This is a genomic window from Maricurvus nonylphenolicus (genome assembly GCF_042854845.1).
In the GTDB taxonomy this organism is placed as follows: domain Bacteria; phylum Pseudomonadota; class Gammaproteobacteria; order Pseudomonadales; family Cellvibrionaceae; genus Maricurvus; species Maricurvus nonylphenolicus.
Map to the genome: position 1 here is coordinate 3,962,122 of NZ_AP031498.1, position 17,310 is coordinate 3,979,431.

17 protein-coding genes are annotated in these 17,310 nt (G+C 51.1%); 7 read left to right on the top strand and 10 right to left on the bottom strand.

Annotated features, from left to right (window positions below):
• Window positions 1–63 precede the first annotated feature (63 nt).
• Window positions 64–969 (top strand): diguanylate cyclase, encoded by a 906-nt coding sequence (locus tag ACGHZ6_RS17180; protein ID WP_390615234.1) that lies wholly within the window; start codon window positions 64–66, stop codon window positions 967–969.
• A gap of 63 nt (window positions 970–1,032) precedes the next feature.
• Window positions 1,033–2,238 (top strand): multidrug effflux MFS transporter, encoded by a 1,206-nt coding sequence (locus ACGHZ6_RS17185; protein ID WP_390615235.1) that lies wholly within the window; start codon window positions 1,033–1,035, stop codon window positions 2,236–2,238.
• A 24-nt stretch (window positions 2,239–2,262) separates the two neighbouring features.
• Here ACGHZ6_RS17185 and ACGHZ6_RS17190 read toward each other — a convergent pair whose 3' ends face one another.
• Complete coding sequence (locus tag ACGHZ6_RS17190; RefSeq protein ID WP_390615236.1) at window positions 2,263–3,420, bottom strand: acyl-CoA dehydrogenase family protein; 1,158 nt, start codon at window positions 3,418–3,420, stop codon at window positions 2,263–2,265.
• A gap of 137 nt (window positions 3,421–3,557) precedes the next feature.
• Between ACGHZ6_RS17190 and ACGHZ6_RS17195 the strand changes: the two genes are divergently transcribed.
• Window positions 3,558–4,586 (top strand): AraC family transcriptional regulator ligand-binding domain-containing protein, encoded by a 1,029-nt coding sequence (locus tag ACGHZ6_RS17195; RefSeq protein WP_390615237.1) that lies wholly within the window; start codon window positions 3,558–3,560, stop codon window positions 4,584–4,586.
• A gap of 101 nt (window positions 4,587–4,687) precedes the next feature.
• Here ACGHZ6_RS17195 and ACGHZ6_RS17200 read toward each other — a convergent pair whose 3' ends face one another.
• Entirely contained in the window at window positions 4,688–5,395 is a 708-nt protein-coding gene (locus ACGHZ6_RS17200) for an MgtC/SapB family protein (RefSeq protein WP_390615238.1), read from the bottom strand.
• Between the two features lie 264 nt (window positions 5,396–5,659).
• Window positions 5,660–6,841 (bottom strand): aromatic amino acid transaminase, encoded by a 1,182-nt coding sequence (locus ACGHZ6_RS17205; protein ID WP_390615239.1) that lies wholly within the window; start codon window positions 6,839–6,841, stop codon window positions 5,660–5,662.
• A 71-nt stretch (window positions 6,842–6,912) separates the two neighbouring features.
• On the opposite strand from ACGHZ6_RS17205, the gene ACGHZ6_RS17210 reads away from it, so the two are divergent.
• Window positions 6,913–7,383: an Lrp/AsnC family transcriptional regulator gene (locus ACGHZ6_RS17210; RefSeq protein WP_390615240.1), complete on the top strand. Its 471-nt coding sequence runs from the start codon at window positions 6,913–6,915 to the stop codon at window positions 7,381–7,383.
• Window positions 7,384–7,487: 104 nt separating this feature from the next.
• Here ACGHZ6_RS17210 and ACGHZ6_RS17215 read toward each other — a convergent pair whose 3' ends face one another.
• The gene (locus ACGHZ6_RS17215; RefSeq protein ID WP_390615241.1) at window positions 7,488–7,994 is read right to left on the bottom strand and encodes a shikimate kinase; all 507 of its coding nucleotides are present in this window, start codon (window positions 7,992–7,994) and stop codon (window positions 7,488–7,490) included.
• The gene (locus ACGHZ6_RS17220) at window positions 7,994–8,821 is read right to left on the bottom strand and encodes an enoyl-CoA hydratase-related protein (RefSeq protein ID WP_390615242.1); all 828 of its coding nucleotides are present in this window, start codon (window positions 8,819–8,821) and stop codon (window positions 7,994–7,996) included. Before ACGHZ6_RS17220 ends, ACGHZ6_RS17215 begins: the two co-directional genes overlap by 1 nt.
• Window positions 8,822–8,953: 132 nt before the next feature.
• Here ACGHZ6_RS17220 and lnt point away from each other — a divergent pair, with 132 nt between their 5' ends.
• Window positions 8,954–10,489 (top strand): apolipoprotein N-acyltransferase, encoded by a 1,536-nt coding sequence (gene lnt, locus ACGHZ6_RS17225; protein WP_390615243.1) that lies wholly within the window; start codon window positions 8,954–8,956, stop codon window positions 10,487–10,489.
• A 19-nt stretch (window positions 10,490–10,508) separates the two neighbouring features.
• Here the strand turns inward: lnt and ACGHZ6_RS17230 are convergent, their stop codons facing one another.
• Window positions 10,509–10,895 (bottom strand): hypothetical protein, encoded by a 387-nt coding sequence (locus ACGHZ6_RS17230; protein ID WP_390615244.1) that lies wholly within the window; start codon window positions 10,893–10,895, stop codon window positions 10,509–10,511.
• A gap of 82 nt (window positions 10,896–10,977) precedes the next feature.
• Window positions 10,978–11,388, bottom strand: a complete 411-nt coding sequence (locus tag ACGHZ6_RS17235; protein ID WP_390615245.1) for a hypothetical protein — start codon at window positions 11,386–11,388, stop codon at window positions 10,978–10,980.
• Window positions 11,389–11,781: 393 nt separating this feature from the next.
• Here ACGHZ6_RS17235 and ACGHZ6_RS17240 point away from each other — a divergent pair, with 393 nt between their 5' ends.
• Together ACGHZ6_RS17240 and ACGHZ6_RS17245 are read left to right on the top strand one after the other, a co-directional pair.
• A complete protein-coding gene (locus ACGHZ6_RS17240; RefSeq protein ID WP_390615246.1) occupies window positions 11,782–13,668 on the top strand; it encodes a di-heme-cytochrome C peroxidase in 1,887 nt (628 codons plus the stop codon).
• A 138-nt stretch (window positions 13,669–13,806) separates the two neighbouring features.
• Window positions 13,807–14,688 (top strand): DUF6279 family lipoprotein, encoded by an 882-nt coding sequence (locus ACGHZ6_RS17245; RefSeq protein WP_390615247.1) that lies wholly within the window; start codon window positions 13,807–13,809, stop codon window positions 14,686–14,688.
• Window positions 14,689–14,814: 126 nt separating this feature from the next.
• Here the strand turns inward: ACGHZ6_RS17245 and ACGHZ6_RS17250 are convergent, their stop codons facing one another.
• From ACGHZ6_RS17250 to ACGHZ6_RS17260, 3 genes are all read right to left on the bottom strand, one after another.
• On the bottom strand, window positions 14,815–15,783 hold the full coding sequence (locus ACGHZ6_RS17250) for a hypothetical protein (protein ID WP_390615248.1): 969 nt from the start codon (window positions 15,781–15,783) through the stop codon (window positions 14,815–14,817).
• 145 nt (window positions 15,784–15,928) lie between these two features.
• Window positions 15,929–16,702, bottom strand: a complete 774-nt coding sequence (locus ACGHZ6_RS17255) for a YdcF family protein (RefSeq protein WP_390615249.1) — start codon at window positions 16,700–16,702, stop codon at window positions 15,929–15,931.
• A gap of 40 nt (window positions 16,703–16,742) precedes the next feature.
• On the bottom strand, window positions 16,743–17,162 hold the full coding sequence (locus ACGHZ6_RS17260) for a zinc ribbon-containing protein (protein ID WP_390615250.1): 420 nt from the start codon (window positions 17,160–17,162) through the stop codon (window positions 16,743–16,745).
• Between the last annotated feature and the right edge of the window lie 148 nt (window positions 17,163–17,310).

Consider the following 17,310-nt stretch of genomic DNA (forward strand, 5'->3'; position numbering starts at 1 on the left):
GGCCTATAAGCTATTTCCGCTTATACTGAAAAGAGCTATACGCCCGATAAGAGAGAGCCATTAATGGCGAAAGTCCTGGTAGTTGACGACATCGAAGACAATATCAAGCTCTTGTGCTTCAACCTCGAAGATGATGATCATGAGGTGTTGACCGCCAACAGTGGCGAAGAATGCTTAAAACAGGCTCTCGCCCACAAGCCCGATATCATCCTGCTCGATATGATGATGCCTGGATGGAGTGGCGCTGAAACCCTTGAGCGCCTCAAGCAAGAACCTTCTCTCGCCCAAATTCCCGTGATTATGGTCTCCGCCAATGATGCCGACGATGCCATTATTGGCGCTATCGACATCGGCGCTCACGATTATATCGCCAAACCCTTTATCTATCCGGTATTAGCCGCCCGCATGCGTTCGGCTCTGCGCTTGAAGGAAAGCCAGGAAGCCCTGGAAAAAGCCAACCTGAGCCTGAGTAAACTGGCATCTCTCGACCCACTGACCGAAGCCTATAACCGCCGCTACTTTTTCGATTTGGCAAAATCCGAATTTGCCAAATCCCTGCGCCACAACCGCCAATTATCGGTGATCATGCTGGATGTCGATCACTTTAAACAGATCAATGATAACTTCGGCCACGGCGCCGGTGATCAGGCCCTGGTTAAACTGACCCAATACTGCCGGGATACCGGCCGGGAATCGGATATTCTGGCTCGCTTTGGCGGCGAAGAATTCGCCATCTGCTGTGCCGATACCGATAGCAAAGGCGCCCTGGCACTGGCCGAGCGTATTCGCCAGGCCATTGAAGAGGCCAGCTTCGACTACGAAGGCAATGCCATTAAATTCACCGCCAGTATGGGTGTGACCAGTTTGCAACCCGGTGACCAGGAATTTGAAGAACTGATCAGCCGCGCCGATAAACTGCTCTATCAAGCGAAGGATGAAGGCCGCAACCGCTGCATTAGCGATGTCTAAATTTTAAAAGTGGGCTACACTGGCTCACTTTAATCCAAGCTTCCAAGACTGCCTCATAAAACCATGTCCAGCGCTAACCCGCCCCCCAAGCTGTTTGCCTTTCAGTTAGCGCTGCTAGTAGCACTCACGCCCTTTGCCATTGATACCTATCTGCCAGCCTTTACCGTTATGGCCAGTGAGCTGGATATTCAAGTGCAGGCCATGGGACAAACGGTTAGCAGCTACCTGTTGGGTTTTGCCCTGGGCCAGTTGTTTGGCGGGCCGCTATCTGATCGGTATGGCCGGAAAATTATTGCTGGCTGTGGATTGGTGTTTTTCAGCCTGTGCGCGCTGCAAATAATGCACAGTGATACCCTGTCGGAACTGGTTCTTTGGCGCTTTTTACAAGCATTGGGTGGAGGCTTTGCCACCGTTGTTGTAGCAGCCATTGTCAGGGATAACTACTCCGGTCGCGACAGCGCCACCATCTTTTCCATGATCGGCATGATTATGATGGTCGCACCGCTTATTGCTCCGGCTGTGGGTGCAGCAATTCTTGCGCTGGGTAATTGGCAAATGATCTTCGGTTTTTTGTTAGCCTATTCCCTGCTTTTACTCGTGGTACTCGCCTTTTATATTCCCTCAGGCCATCCACCCAATAAAAGTGCAAGCTCACTGATTCAACATATGTGGCAGGGTTACACCGAAGTTTTTCGCCAGCGGGCAGCACTTCCCCATCTTATCGGTCAGGCGTTAATCAGCGGTATTCTGTTTACCTTTATTACCCACGCCGCCTATATCATGACCGATTATTATGGAGTGGATACCAATCGATTCGCGCTGTATTTTGCCACCATCGTCACCAGTATTATGTTGGCCAACCGCATCAATATTCATCTGCTGAAACACTACAGTCGCGAAACTATTTTGCGCGCAGGCTGTATTTCCCAGTTACTGGCCACCGTTACCTTGTTTTTAACGGTATATCACACCACGCCCAGCCTGGTGATAATTATCGCCTTGTTTATGTGGATTATTGGCAGCATTGGTTTTATTTACGGCAATAACCAATCCCTGTATTTGGATCACTACCCACACCATTCCGGTACGGCCAATGCCCTGTTTGGTTGTTCAACCTTTTTGATGGGCGCCATCCTGGGCAGTATCAGCACCTATATGCAAAGTGATACCTTACTGCCGATTGCCGCAACCATTTTGTTAAGTAGCGTCCTGGGTTCCACCTTTATTGTCAGACACTTAAGCAAAAGTTCAGCACCGTCCGGGGTCTGACCCTGCGGGTCAGACCCCATCGAATTACCCCACAGTTTTTAATATATCGCGTGCAATAATCACTTTCTGAATTTCACTGGTACCTTCATAAATCGAGGTTATACGAACATCCCGCGCATAACGCTCCAGCGGAAACTCCTGTGTATAACCATAGCCCCCAGCCATTTGCAGTGCGGTATAACAGGCCTGATTGGCTTTCTCACTGGCAAACAGTTTTGCCATCGACGCTTTGGTGCCGAAATACACACCCTGCTCTTTTTCGTGGGCAGCGCTAAGCAATAGTAAACGCGCAGCTTCCAGTTCGGTATAGCGTTCGGCCAGCATCCACTGCAAGCCCTGCATGTTGGCCAGCGGTTGGCCAAACTGTTCGCGTTCAGAGATATATTTTGTGGCGTAATCCATCGCCGCTAATCCGATACCCAAGGCCATAGAACCAACGCCAATACGACCACCAGCCAGCTCGCCCACCGCAATACGGAAACCATCGTTTTCCTTGCCCATTAATGCGGAGGCAGGTACACGGCAGTTTTCAAAACGCACTTCGTTTGTGGCCGAGGCCTTTTGTCCCATCTTGTGCTCTGCTGGCGCAACGATAAGGCCCGGTGTTTGTCGCTCAACCAGGAAACAGGAAATACCTTTACCCTTAGGCGCATCCGGATTGGTAACCGCCCACACCACAAACACGCCGGCATATTCTGCACTGGTAATAAACATTTTGCTGCCGTTCAGTACATACTCATCACCGTCGCGAACCGCACGCGTCTTCATGCCCGCCGGATCAGATCCTGCCGTAGTTTCGGTCAAACAAAAACCGCCGGCAGGATATTCACCGCTGCAGATTTTAGGGATATAACGCTGTTGCTGTTCTTCATTACCCACAGCCTGAATGACTTCTGCGACCATATTGGTTACCGACATAGTCACCGCTGTCGAGGCGCAGCCGCGAGCGATTTCGGTCATCGCCAAACTAAACGCGATCACCCCAGCTTCTGTACCACCGTATTCGGCTTTGACATTGAGCCCCATAAAGCCAAGCTCAGCGAGCTTTTTCAGGTTAGCCAGTAAAATCTCCCGGCCGCCGGTTACATCCAGCTCAGCCGCCACAGGCGCCAACTCTGCCTCGGCAAACTGGCGGGCGGTATCCTGAATCATTTGTTGCTCTTCGGTCGGCGTAAAGTTCATAGCGCTATCTCGTACAGTGTTTATTTCACATCCATTATCTAACTCTAGCTCACTGCCGACAGGGCAAAAAGCACCGTTTGCACAGGCGAAAACGATCACGGCTACCCCCACAGCGTGTGAGGGCGTAGAATGCAGCAATGGCAACTATCGGTATACATTACGTCGCCAATGCCCTGTATGGCGCTCAGCGACAGGGACTGGACACGGATAAACTCCTGCAAGACGCAGGTATTCCCCCGGCATGGTTGGGCATCCCCCAGGCTCGGGTACGAGAAACCCAGCTAACCAAGCTGATTCAAGCCATTTGGTTACAGCTCGACGACGAATTTATGGGTTTTACCCAGCAACGCAGTAAGTACGGCACCTTTGCTTTAATGGTCGACTTGGTACACCGTTGCGATACCCTGCACGGCCTATTGAGCGAAGGTTGCCGCTTTTACAACACCATCACCGAAGAGCTCACTATGACACTCGGTGAAGAAAGCGATGCCGACGGCGACTGGGTCTATTTGGATATTGTCTTTGAACATCAGCAAGCGCTGGACGAAAAATGCTTCTACCTGGAGTTCTGGCTGGTGATCTGGCACCGCTTCGCCTGCTGGTATATCGGTCATCCCATCCCCCTGCATAAAACCACACTCACCTACTCGCCGAGTGATTACGAGGATGAATTCAATCTGTTGTTTCGCTGCCAATACGAAGCCAACACTTCCCACAACCGCTTGTACTTTAATCGCAAGTATTTATCCGAGCGCCTGATTCGCAACCGCGCTGAAATCAAACAGTTTTTACAGCGCTCGCCCATGGACTTGATGACCATCCCCGGCCAGGACAGCAGTGTCACCAGTAAAATCAACAACCACCTGCGTCAGCTACCCTTTCATGAATGGCCGACCTTTGATGCGATTGCCAAGCAACTCCACACCAGCCCGCAAACCTTGCGTCGTAAACTGCGCGCCGAAGGCACCCACTTCCAAACCCTGAAAGATAACCTGCGTCGGGATACCGCCATTGAAAAACTGTTAAAGGAAAAACTTACCGTTGATGAAATTGCAGAGCATGTCGGCTTTACCGAAGGTCGATCATTTACCCGCGCATTTCAGAAATGGACTGGCTTATCCCCCAGCGCGTACCGCACCCAAGACAAAAACGATCCCCAAAACTAAGGGGTCTTGAAAAACTAAGGGGTCCGACCCTGCGGGTCGTACCCCGTCTTTAGTGTAGCGCAAGCAGTGGGGTCAGACCCGCAGGGTCTGCCCCCGGAAAGTTAGTCGCCTAGAGGTTGCAGAGTAAAGCCTTGCAGGTGATCCAGCTTTAAACACTGTTGGGCAATATTGCGAATATAATCGCGATGGGTCGAGCGCACAGTCATTCGGTAAGTCATCACATTACCATCGTCATCGAGCTTATAGGTCAGGTTACTGATCACGGTTTTTTGTTGCTTTAATAATTGCCGCACCTCGTCTTCACTTAAACATTCATGACGTTTAAAGCTCATGACCAGCAGGGCATAGTGGCGAATGGGCAAAACATCAATTAAACGGTTAAATACAGCCAGCGTAATCAAGGTCAAAATGGCGGCCGCAAATGCTGCAGAATAAAAACCGGCACCGATCATAATACCAATGGCTGCAGTTACCCAAATAGAGGCCGCCGTCGTTAAACCGCGAACACTTTGTTTATCCTGCATAATCACACCGGCACCTAAAAAACCAATGCCAGTCATAATGCCCTGGGCCATGCGGGTGGGATCGACACGAACGAGTTCGGTGTAGTCGGTGTGAATACCTAACCAGGGAAAGTCCATCATCAACATCAAGACGGTGGATGCTAGGCAAACCAGAATATGGGTCCTGAAGCCCGCCGCGCGTCCACGGTAGGCGCGATCAAAACCAATAGCGCCACCAATAAACACCGCAATAACCAGACGTAAAGCCGGTTCACTTAAATAAATATCGGTAAGTAGGTCCCCCACAGGATGTCCTTGTCTGCTGAATGCTGGGCGGGAGAAATTGGAAAGATAGGCAGGGTCAGATCCCGGGTATCCCGTCGCTAGCTAATCTGTATCGTTTAACTTCAGTATAGGCGAGGATAAGGTTTTTGCAGGAAGCAAGGGATCGAAACGAGGGATCGAAGCGAGGGGTCCGACCCTGCGGGTCGTACCCCGAATTAAGAAAACTTAAGCTAGAGTCTCGCAAGCAGCGGGGTCTGACCCGCAGGGTCAGACCCCAAGCATTGACTAAAGAACTTTGGCAATGGAATCGGCCAGATAGGCCAAGTTCTTTTGGTTAATGCCAGCAATATTAATACGGCTTGAATCCACCATATAGACACTGAATTCTTCACGCAGACGCTGTACCTGCAGTGGACTTAAACCCAAGAAGGAAAACATGCCACGCTGACGCGGGATAAAACTAAAGTCCGCGGTGGACGCCAACGCGCTGGCTAAAGCTTCACGTAGATCCTTAATACGCTCACGCATCTCTGCGACTTCATTCAACCACTGTTGATGCAACGCCGAATCGCCCAAAACGATATCAACCAATTGAGCACCGTGTGACGGTGGCATGGAATAAATACCACGAGCCACTTTTAAAATCTGGCTTTTCACATTGTCGGCATTGGTGGCATTACTGCCCATAAAACTGATGGCACCGGTGCGCTCACGGTAAAGGCCAAAGTTCTTCGAGCAGGAACTGGCGACCAATAACTCAGGCACCTTTTCCGCCAACAGGCGCACACCATAAGCATCTTCCTCGACACTGTCACCAAAACCCTGGTAGGCCATATCGATAAACGGCGTAAAACCATTTTTGTTGGCAAGCTCCGCTACCTGTTGCCACTGACCTTGATCCAGATCCGTACCACAGGGGTTATGACAGCAACCATGCAACAACACCAGGTCACCCGCAGGCACCTTTTCCAGGCTTGCCATCATGGCATCAAAATTAACCGCCTGAGTATCTGCATCGTAGTAAGGGTATTCCTTAAGCTGCAAACCGGCACTGCCCAGCAATGGCACATGGTTAGCCCAAGTGGGTGTACTTACCCAAATACTGGCGCCGGGTTTGGCCAATTGAATCAGCTCGGCAGCCACCCTCAGCGCACCACAACCGCCGGGGGTTTGAACGGTATGCACACGACCATCCTGTTGAGCAGTATGATCAGCACCGAAAATCAGGTTTTGCATCTGCTCATTAAATCCCGCGGGCCCGACAGGTGGCAGGTAGGCTTTCGAGGTTTCTTCAGTATGCAAACGCTGCTGCGCCTTGCGTATAGCGCTGAGTACAGGAGTATTACCCTGCTCATCTTTATACACTCCCACCCCCAGATCCACTTTTAAAGGATTGGTATCCTGCTGGTAGGCGGCAGATAAACCCAAAATAGGATCGGCGGGAAGTGCTTGCAGCTGCTCAAACATGGGGTATTACTCACAACAGATGGAAATCTCGGTTATTATAAAGGATAACCGATATTGAAGAACGCCTCACCATGACAATCTCCAACGAACTTGATGATTTTGATTTAAAAATCCTACGCGCTCTGCAGGAAAACGCTGACTATTCCATGAATGAGCTCGGCGATATTGTCGGCCTGTCCCATACTCCCTGCTGGCGACGTATCAAACGCTTGGAAAGTGAAGGCTATATTCGCGGTAAAGTCACACTGCTCGATCCACACAAACTTAATCGAGGCGTTACCGTTCACGCCTACCTGACCATCAAAAGCCACGATGAAGAGTCCCTCAACGCCTTTGAATCGGCGGTGATGGATATCAAGGAAATCGTTGAGTGCTATTCCACCACCGGCGACAAGGATTATATGTTGCGCATTGTGGTAAACAGTGTGAGTGATTATGAAGTGCTGCTAAAACAAACCCTGGTGCACTTACCTAATGTGGCGTCAGTAAACTCCACCTTCGCCCTAAAACAAGTTAAATACACAACCCAACTCCCGCTCTAGCACAATGTAAGAAGGGGAGCTAGGGGTCCGACCCTGCGGGTCGTACCCCGTATTTAAAATACTAAAGCCAGATTCTCGCAAGCAATGGGGTCTGACCCGCAGGGTCAGACCCCGGCTTGGGCGCTTCGTACGATTTCTGCCAGCAAACTGTTTTGATCGCGGCTATCGCAGTTAATGGTGATATCCGCGTATTTGTTGTACAGAGAAAGGCGCTCTTCAAACAACTCGTTAAAGCTTTGCTCTGGACGCTTGGCAATACCGCGGGTTTCGTAGTCATCAATACGGTTGCGCAATTCGTCCAGCGGTACGTCGAGAAATACCACCGGGCCGTACTGTTTCAGGTGCTGCATACCCTTTTCGCTATAGACGGCACTGCCACCGGTAGCGACGACAAAGCCGGGGAATTTATTATCCAGCAGGACTTTTTCTTCTACATCGCGCAACGCCTGATAGCCCTGCTCATCAAGGATATGCTGTAACGGACAACCGGCCTGCAATTGAATCAGCAAGTCGGTATCCACAAAATTGAGTGCCAGTTTTTTAGCCAGTTGTATACCCAGGGTACTTTTACCAGCACCGGGCATTCCCACCAGGATGATACTTTTCTGCATTACTTCTTCATTGCCTCCAACATGGCATTAACGGCTTTAAGGTGATCCGGATCGTTATGGCAGATGCCCTGGAAAACAGCACACAGGTCAAGGAAATCCGGTAGTTCCTGACGTTGAGCCATTTTCATCAGCCGCTTGGTTAAACGCAGTGCACCAGCAGGTTTGGCAGCAATTTCTTGCGCCATCACCCGTGCTTTATCGAGCAGCTGATCTGGCTCAGTCACCTCAAGCACTATCCCCAATTGCTGTGCCTCTAAGGCATCAATCACACGGCCGGTAAAGGTCAACTCGGCGGCTTTTTGGTAACCAATTAAACGTTGTAAAAACCAGGCACCTCCATCGCCGGGGATAATACCTAAATTAACAAAGGTTTCACCAAATTTTGCCTTGTTCGAGGCTAGGCGAATATCACACATATTGGCCAGATCAAAGCCGGCGCCAATGGCTGGCCCATTCACTGCCGCAATCACCGGCACTTCGATCTTTGTCACCGCCAATGGCATACGCTGGATGCCCTGGCGATAGCGTTCGGCCTGTTCGGCAACATCACCGGCGAAAGCACCTGAGCGATCAGCCATTTCCTTAACGTTACCACCGGCTGAAAAAGCCGATCCCTCTCCGGTGATAATCAGGACTGAAACATCACTATTGCGATTAACCCATTCAGCAGTATCGACAATATCATCTACCAGCCCGGTACCGGTTAGGGCATTGCGTACATCGTGACGCTGGAAGGTCAGGGTAGCGACTCCCGCTTCCAGGCTCAGGGTGGCATCACGTAAGGATGGAATCTCTGGATTGATATCTGTCATAGGGGTGTCGGACATAGTGGCCTCGAATCATATCAATAACGGCAAAGGGCGAAAATTTTATCAGTCTGCAACAGAATAAGTATAGAATTTAGCAAAACGTCGTCACTGAATAACTACAGTCTCTGAATAAGAAATACCCATACACGGATGGATACCCCAATTAATAGTACCTCTACACCCACTTCCAGCCTTTCCGTTATACGCCTTAAGACCTGGCAGGCTAATGGCCTGGCCACTCTCAGCGGTGCACTTATCCCCTTGGCGCTGGCGCCGTTTGATCTCTGGCCCCTGGCAATACTCGGGCCCGCCCTGCTGGTCTGGCTGCTGCAAGGATTATCTGGCAAGCAGGCCCTATGGCGCAGCTGGTGGAGTGGGGTTGGATTATTCGGTGTCGGTGCCTCCTGGGTGTGGGTCAGTATCCATGATTTTGGTTATGCCCCGATCTGGCTTGCCACGGTGTTAACCGCCCTGTTTGTCGCTGGCCTGGCGCAGGTATTCAGCCTACCCTTTTATGCCTATGGCCGCTGGTTTAACCAGCATCGGTGGAGCATCCCGCTGGCCTTTCCGGTTATCTGGGTACTGGGGGAATGGTTGCGTAGCTGGTTGTTAACGGGCTTTCCCTGGTTATTTATCGGCTACAGTCAACTGGATACGGTATTGGCGGGTTGGGCACCTGTGACCGGCGTATTCGGTCTTAGCCTGGTTCTTAGCCTCAGCGCTGGCGCTGTGGTTTACAGCGCATTAAATCGTCGCTTCCTGTGGTTAGCTTTACCCCTATTGTTGTGGATAACAGGCGCGGCTCTGCAAACGCAAAGCTGGACCCAGCCGACAGGCCAGACAGTCTCAGTCGGAATAGTGCAGGCCAATATTCCGCAGGAAAAAAAGTGGCAACCGGATTTCCTACTGCCGACACTGGAGCGCTATACCGAATTGACCGAGCCTTTATGGCAGCAGGATTGGGTGATTTGGCCAGAAGCCGCGATCCCCATGACCTACCACCGCGCGCTGCCGTTTCTGGAAGATATGCACCGCCGCGCAGCTGAAACCAATACCGGATTAATCACCGGCATACTCTATGATGATCGCCAGGCCGCCAAGGTTTATAACAGTATCAACGGCTTGGGCACAGCAACCGGCCTGTATCACAAACGCCGCCTGGTTCCCTTTGGTGAATATGTACCGTTAGAGGATTTACTGCGCGGTACCATTCAGTTTTTTAATTTACCGACATCCATTATCTACCCCGGCCCCGATCAACAACGCGGCCTACAGATAGGTGCCAACCGTTTGGCCCCTGCCCTGTGTTATGAAGTGGTGTACCCGGATTTGGTCGCCAGTAGCGCGCACAATACTGAAGTCTTGTTAACCATCAGCAACGATGCCTGGTTTGGCCATTCACTGGGGCCCATCCAGCATATGCAAATGGCACGCATGCGAGCACTGGAAACCGGACGCTATATGATTCGCGGCACCAATAACGGTATCAGTGCCATTATTAATCCACAGGGTAAGGTTGAGGTAGAAACAGAACAGTTTGTGAAAACCACGCTGACGGGAAATGTGCAGCCCTATCGTGGTGCAACGCCGTTTATGAATTGGCAATCAACACCGGTGGTGTTGCTTTGTGGTCTACTCCTGGCATTGCTGGGCTATGTTAGCCGCAGAGAGAAGACCACAAAGTAAATCCGATTAAGCGAATCGGTTATGCCGCTATAGGCATCGCATCGCCCATAAACAGGACTTCACGAATGCTATCGGCTTCATCCAAATTGTTGAGCATGTTGAAGGTATAGCTACCAACTGCCAGACCATCCCATTGAATATTGAAGCGGCCAAACAGGCTGCCACTTTGGGCGGTATGAACATGGCGAACAAATTGCGTTTTTTCATAGTTTAAACGCAAGCGCTTTACCAACTGATTGATAATCACCGCCGAGTTGCGGGCAATCACCGTCTCTTCGCTCATATCCGATAAAAAGATATAAGTATCATCGTCATGGCGTAACGCCTGTACACCAATATCACAGGGGTTACCGTCACGATCCTTGACACTCAGTAGTTCCATATCGGGAAGCAGGTTCTGTTTCATAGCCACCTCTTATCGTTTTTATTATTGTTATGTGAGCCCATAAGAACAGAGCTCACTACGAATCAAGTTGTATCATCAGAGATTATGCGACAGCAGCACGCTCTGCGGTAAAGCGGTGAAAACGTATCTCGTCCTGGTTCAAATGCGCCCATACCAAACCCTTGCGGGCTTTTTCAGACAGCACTTCGCAATGGCCTTTTAATGGCGTATTGCCAGCCCACTGAAAGCGCCAGCGTAACCAGCGGTCATCATCACCACTGTTGACTTGCAAAAAGTCCAGTTGCTCGGGAGTCGCGCTCAATTTTTCACGCAATTGAAAGGCAAAGTGCTCGGCATTTTTTCCAATCAGAGCGGCAGGTGCACCTTCCGCGGCCTGAAGAATGACAACGAAACGCTGGCCCAGGTTCAGGCAACAGACATCAACATCAACTAAACGCCCAAGACGGTTTTGTAAACGTACGGACTCAAAGTCCAAAGAATGAAGGTCGATCATAGGGGGTATTACTGCTTTGTTATTCTTATTATTTATGGTTTTTGTTTAATTATTATTATCGTTCCCGCTTTTTTAAGTGCCTATTTTGGCGTGCGGGTGGCGTATATTACCACACGATTCTCCAGCGCCAAGGGTAAATATGACCAAATGATGACTTTGAGGTCAGTATTTTTGGGGGCTGTGGCGTGCTACAGGACTTATTGACGCTATCTTAGCCGCCATTTAACCGCCGTTATGAGGCTTTACATGCCAAAATCTTCTGCAAGTCTTGTCTCACCCGCCCTCACGCCAGACAATAACCGACATGATCAGGGCAGTTCATTCTAGGCCCGCAGTGATCTTATAAAAATAACAACCAGGGCGCCCCACCGCCCAAGCATAGGATATGCAACCATGAAACACCTAAAGACCGCCTACCTGCTGCCGGCAGTGATGACACTGGCCAGCTGCACCTACGTATCCCAAGGCTTTTTAAACGATGAAGACCGCGGCGCCCTCACGGCTCCCGACGACTTCTTCGGTGACAAGGCCGAACAAATCGTCTACCTGGACCAAAACTGGGATGCCGCCGACAGCCTGTGGTTCTACAACACCACCCAGGGCTCAAACTTAATGCCTCTGGATATCTTCCTGCACCTCGAGCAGGCCGATAACCAGACAGCGTTTAGCGATGAGGCCAATATGCGCCGCTATCGCTACCTGACCCAGGAGCGCTCATGGGATAACCCCCATGGCTTGCCTGTAGGTTTTGTAGCCAACAACTACCAGGAAAAAGACTACGTCGGTTTCACCTGTGCCGCCTGTCATACCAGCCAGATCAATTATGATGGCTATGGCATCCGTGTTGATGGTGCCCCCGCTCTGGCAGATATGGAAGCCATGTTGCTGGACCTGGAAAAAGCCCTGAAAACGACCCTGGATGACGATGCCAAATTCGAACGTCTGGCACTCAAGGTGGCCGGTACCGATATCAACGCCCAGGAAGCCTTCCGCGCTGAGCTGACCCAGGTATATAACGACCAGGTTAAATACAATTACACCAATGACCCCTTGCACGGTGACAAGGCCGTACGTTACGGCTATGCCCGTCTCGATGCCTTTGGCCGTATCTTTAACCGAGTACTGTCTCACCTGACCCCGCAAGATGATAACTTTAATCCGGCCAATGCCCCGGTAAGCTACCCCTTCCTGTGGGATACCCCACAAGCGGACTTTGTACAGTGGAACGGTGTCGGTAATAACGCCGGTATCGGCGGCCTGGGCCGCAATACCGGTGAAGTCATCGGTGTATTTGCCACCTTCGACCTGGACAAGCGTGAAGGTGATGTCGGTTACCGCTCGTCAGCTAACGCACGCAACCTGGTGCGATTGGAGCGTCACCTGAAATCCCTGGAATCCCCGCTATGGCCTGAGGTATTACCCGCCATTGATACCGGCCTGGCCGCCAAGGGTAAAGAGGTGTTTGTGGAATACCGTTGCCATGAGTGCCATGAAGGCATTGATCGCAGCGATCCCAACCGCCGCGTGATCTCACAATTCTCCAGCCTGGACCTGATCGGCACTGACCGCTTTATGGCGGAAAACGCCTTCAACGACAAAGGTAAATCCGGTTACTTCGAAGGCAAGTATATTGATGTCCTGAATCACGATGCCGGCAAGTTTGGTGAAGAGACCATTGTCCTGCCCGCATTAAGTAAGGCAACCAAAGGGGTCATTATTGAGCCAAATCACGACAAATCACTGGTACGCCGCTGGGCAGAGAAGATTTACGATATTGCCGTATCCTTCTTCGACAACCCGATAAAGGAAACCCATCGTCACCTCGACTTCGAGATTGTCGATAACGGCTTTGAAGACCTGTTGGCTTACAAGGGCCGCCCGCTGAACGGTATTTGGGCCACAGCCCCTTACCTGCATAACGGTTCCGTGCCTAACCTTTACGAGTTATTCCTGCCCGCCTGTAGTGAGGAGGAAGCTGCACAAGGCAAGGCCTGTCGCTCCAACACCTTTACGCTGGGCAACCGCGAATTTGACCCGATTAAAGTGGGCTTTAAGCAGCTGGACGTGAATGACTACCCTGAACTGTTTGTCTTCGACACCAGCCTGCCCAGCAACAGCAATGCTGGCCATGAATACGCCGTGGGCAAAACGCCGATGATCAAACTGGATGCTGATGGCAAGCCGGTGAAAGGCGCAGACGGTAAACCGGTTCTGGAGTGGCTACCACCGATTACCGACGACAAACGCTTGGCGTTGGTGGAATACCTGAAGACGCTGTAAAACAGTGCCTTAAAACCCAACAGATATCGAGGGGCCTGAATGGCCCCTTTTCTTTATGTTAACGTTTCTTTTCTCTGGCTGAACATTTATAGCCACCATGAGGTCTACAATTAGATAAACGTTAAAGGTCATCCGCTTATGACTTATTACCGCACACTCAGCCTTGCCCTGGCCATTCTGCTCTGCGCGGGATGCTCTACCCGTTTTGCCTATAACTACCTCGACTGGTGGTTGGACTGGACCATTGAGGATTACGTCAGCCTCGACAAACAGCAACAGGCCAGCACCGCCAAAGCCATTGATCGACTGCACCAGTGGCACCGCCATGAGCAACTACCGCTTTATGCGGATTATCTGGACAACCTAAGCCAAACTCTGACCAGTGATCAGCTCAGCGAGGAGCAGCTAAACCAGTTACTGGACCAGGGTTTTGATCTGTGGACAACCTTGCTGAACGCCTTGCTGGATGACAGCGCAACCCTGTTACAAAGCCTGAGCGATAAACAGGTCGCAGAGCTTTTCAGCAATATCGAAAAATATCAGGAAACAGAGTTCGCCAAAAAATACGCCGATACGGATACTGAAGCGTTAAAACAGCGCAGCCTGCAAAACCGTCACAAGTTTTATAAAACCTGGCTGGGATCAATAACTGAAGAACAGGAAACCATCATTGCCCACTGGCATGAACAGTCTCAACCCTTTGGCCCCACTGCGTTGCAACAACGGCGCCATTGGCGAGAGGAATTTGCCACTTTATTAGCGCAGCGCCAGGCCCAAGACTTTGCCCCGCAATTAGCCGAACTATTTCACTACCCGCCGGAGCGCTGGGTAGACAGTTATCGCGAGCAGGTGAAGCACAATCAGCGCATTAACCAGCAATTGATTCTGGCGCTGCACCCCACGCTTAGCGATAAACAAAAACGCCACTGCCAGAAGCGACTACAGGGCTATATAAAAGATTTTCAAATATTGGCACGCCAGGGACTGACAGACGCCGAGAAAAAAAAAGAATCAACCTAACACTGGCACCGCCGAGGTCTGGCACGATCGGGGTCCGACCCTGCGGGTCGTACCCCACGTTAGAACTACCGAACTAAGATTATCGCAAGAAATGGGGTCTGACCCGCAGGGTCAGACCCCACACTGTCAACCTTCCAACCAACGCTCTAGCTCTTCATCCAACCCACGCTGCAGGAACGCAATACCATCACGCACCCCCACAACATAGGCATCAATAATTTCACTGCCCAGCTCAAAAAGATCCGAGGCACGGGCAACCACCTTGTCTCCCCCCAACACATCACGCTCAATGCTATTGAGGAAGAACATCAACTTAAATTCGTAGGATTTTAAGTCTGCCAGGGACGACAGTTCACGCTTAATCGCGCTTGGCAGGGCTTCGATAGTGTCCAACATACTGGCATTCAAATCACGGGCACACTGCAACCAGAAACGCAGCTTTTGGATTTCATGTTTGTCACATTCACCCAGTACCGCACAGTGAGTCGCCAAACCGCGAATCTTTGCAAACTGTTCAACAATTTCAGGAATCTTTTTACAGATAAAGCCCTGCAGCTTTAACTGCTCTTCGGCCTCGGGGGACAGGACTCCGGCGCCCACCTCTTCACCTAATTGTTCTTCAACCAACGGCGGACGAATGGAACGGGCCTGGCTGGCCATTAACTGTAGAAGTTGCTCGATAAAGTGGGAATGCAGCTCAAAGTTATCCAACAGTGCATCATCCTGCCAATCATGACAGATCGTCTGCCAGGCATGCAGAATACGTTCGCGCTCGACTCGTGGTAACAGGTAGTCGCTGCCGATACAGGTTTGCATCAAAAACTGTAAACGCTTCTGCACTTGTTGTTGCAGCTGCTGTAAGTCCTCGCTTAACACCTCGCCAGGCAGGGCTCGATCCGACGATACTTCACCACCACCCGATAGCAACGCCATGGTCACACCTCGGTGACGCTGCACAGTGCTGATCAGGGTGTTTAATTGTCGAATCAGAGTCAGCGCCGTTAACCGGTCACGGTAACGTCGATTCATTAATTCCAGCTGGGGATCCACAACCTCATCTTCCTGTTTGAGTAAAGGCGCACTTTCCAACATCATTTCTACTTCTCTAATTCCTATTAATGCTCAATAGAGCAAAGCGTGTGCCAAACACAAAAACATCGCTTTCGCCCCATTTAAGGCCAAAAGCGCCCCCCTATGGGGCATATTAGTGACTAAACGCCTTATCCTGTAACAAAAGCCCTTAAAGGGCATCAACCGCCACAGCCGCCATAACTCGATAATAGGCAATGCCTAACCATTCATGTATTGCCTGCGAGCTTTTCGCTAAATTCTTTGCTCGGGGTAGAAACCTGAGCCATATCGATTTCGCCGACGAGTGACGGCTAAAGGCCGTTGGCGCTGGTGTCACTTCTACCCCATAAGCCTCGTAAGCCACCACACTGCGCGGCATATGCCAGGCCTGGGTGACTAACCAGATATGCTTACGCTCTTCAGCCAATAACAGTTCAGCGCTGTATTTGGCATTTTCGTGGGTATTGCGACTGCGATCCTCACGCCAGCGGGTGGGCACATTAAAGTCCTGGGCCAAGGCTTGAGCCATCAAATCCGCCTCGCTGGCCAATTCACCGTAGACTCGCCCTCCGGATACCAAAACCGGTGCCTGGGAATGCCGCTGCAAATAGGCCCCATAGCGTAAACGCAGTAATGTAGGTGGCGATACTGTATCTCCACCAAATTCAGGGGCATCGGGATTGCGGCCACCGCCGAGAATAACAATGGCGTCCGGCGCCTTGGTCTGTTCCAGCGAAAGCACAGGGTGCTGGCGCTCCAAGGTCCCCATCAATGCCACCGAGACCCAAGGGGTCGACATGGCATAGAGACTCAACAGGGATAACGCCACCATCAAGCGAGCCAAGCGTGGAAAACTGCGCCAACAGATCCAGGCTGCCAACAAGAGCAGTAAGTTCAGAGCCGGGGGCAGTAATAAGCTTTTAATCAACGCGCGAATAACCATGGAAACGGATTATTCGCGTTGTCTGAGCAGGAATCAATATTCAGTGACTGATCAGCTCACCATAGGCATCGCCCCCGCAGGACTGACAGGCTGCCAGAGTCACCGTGCCGTGGGCATGAAAGGTAGAACCGCAGTCGAGACATTGGATATCCCGGTCACAGATGATCTCGCCTTTCATCACAATCGATTCACCACTATCAATCCGCTGCTGGAGCTGAATACGGGCCAGACAGGTGGGATCTGCCGCCTGTAACAGCCAATGCCCAGTACGGGTTTCCAACAGCAACAGCTCATCGCGTAATTCCTGCCAAAATCCCTCTGCCGATGAAGCTCCTGAGTGGGTGGGCGGCTTCAGTTCCAGCGTTTCCAAATGGGCTCCAGAGGCCGCTTTCACAGCTTCCACTCCCAAATTGCCCAGGTCTTGGGGCGATTGACTGTTGTCTGGGGGTAAATTCGCCATTTTCTTCCTCCTGCATCCGTCGCATTCTGGACGCTCAGCGCCTATAATTAGCGCCTTTGCTTGCCGCCACAGGCCTGCTCAAAAAGCAGTCAGCGGCGCAATCCATAATATAACTCTCAAGATTAAGTATAGGCCCTCAGAAGAAATG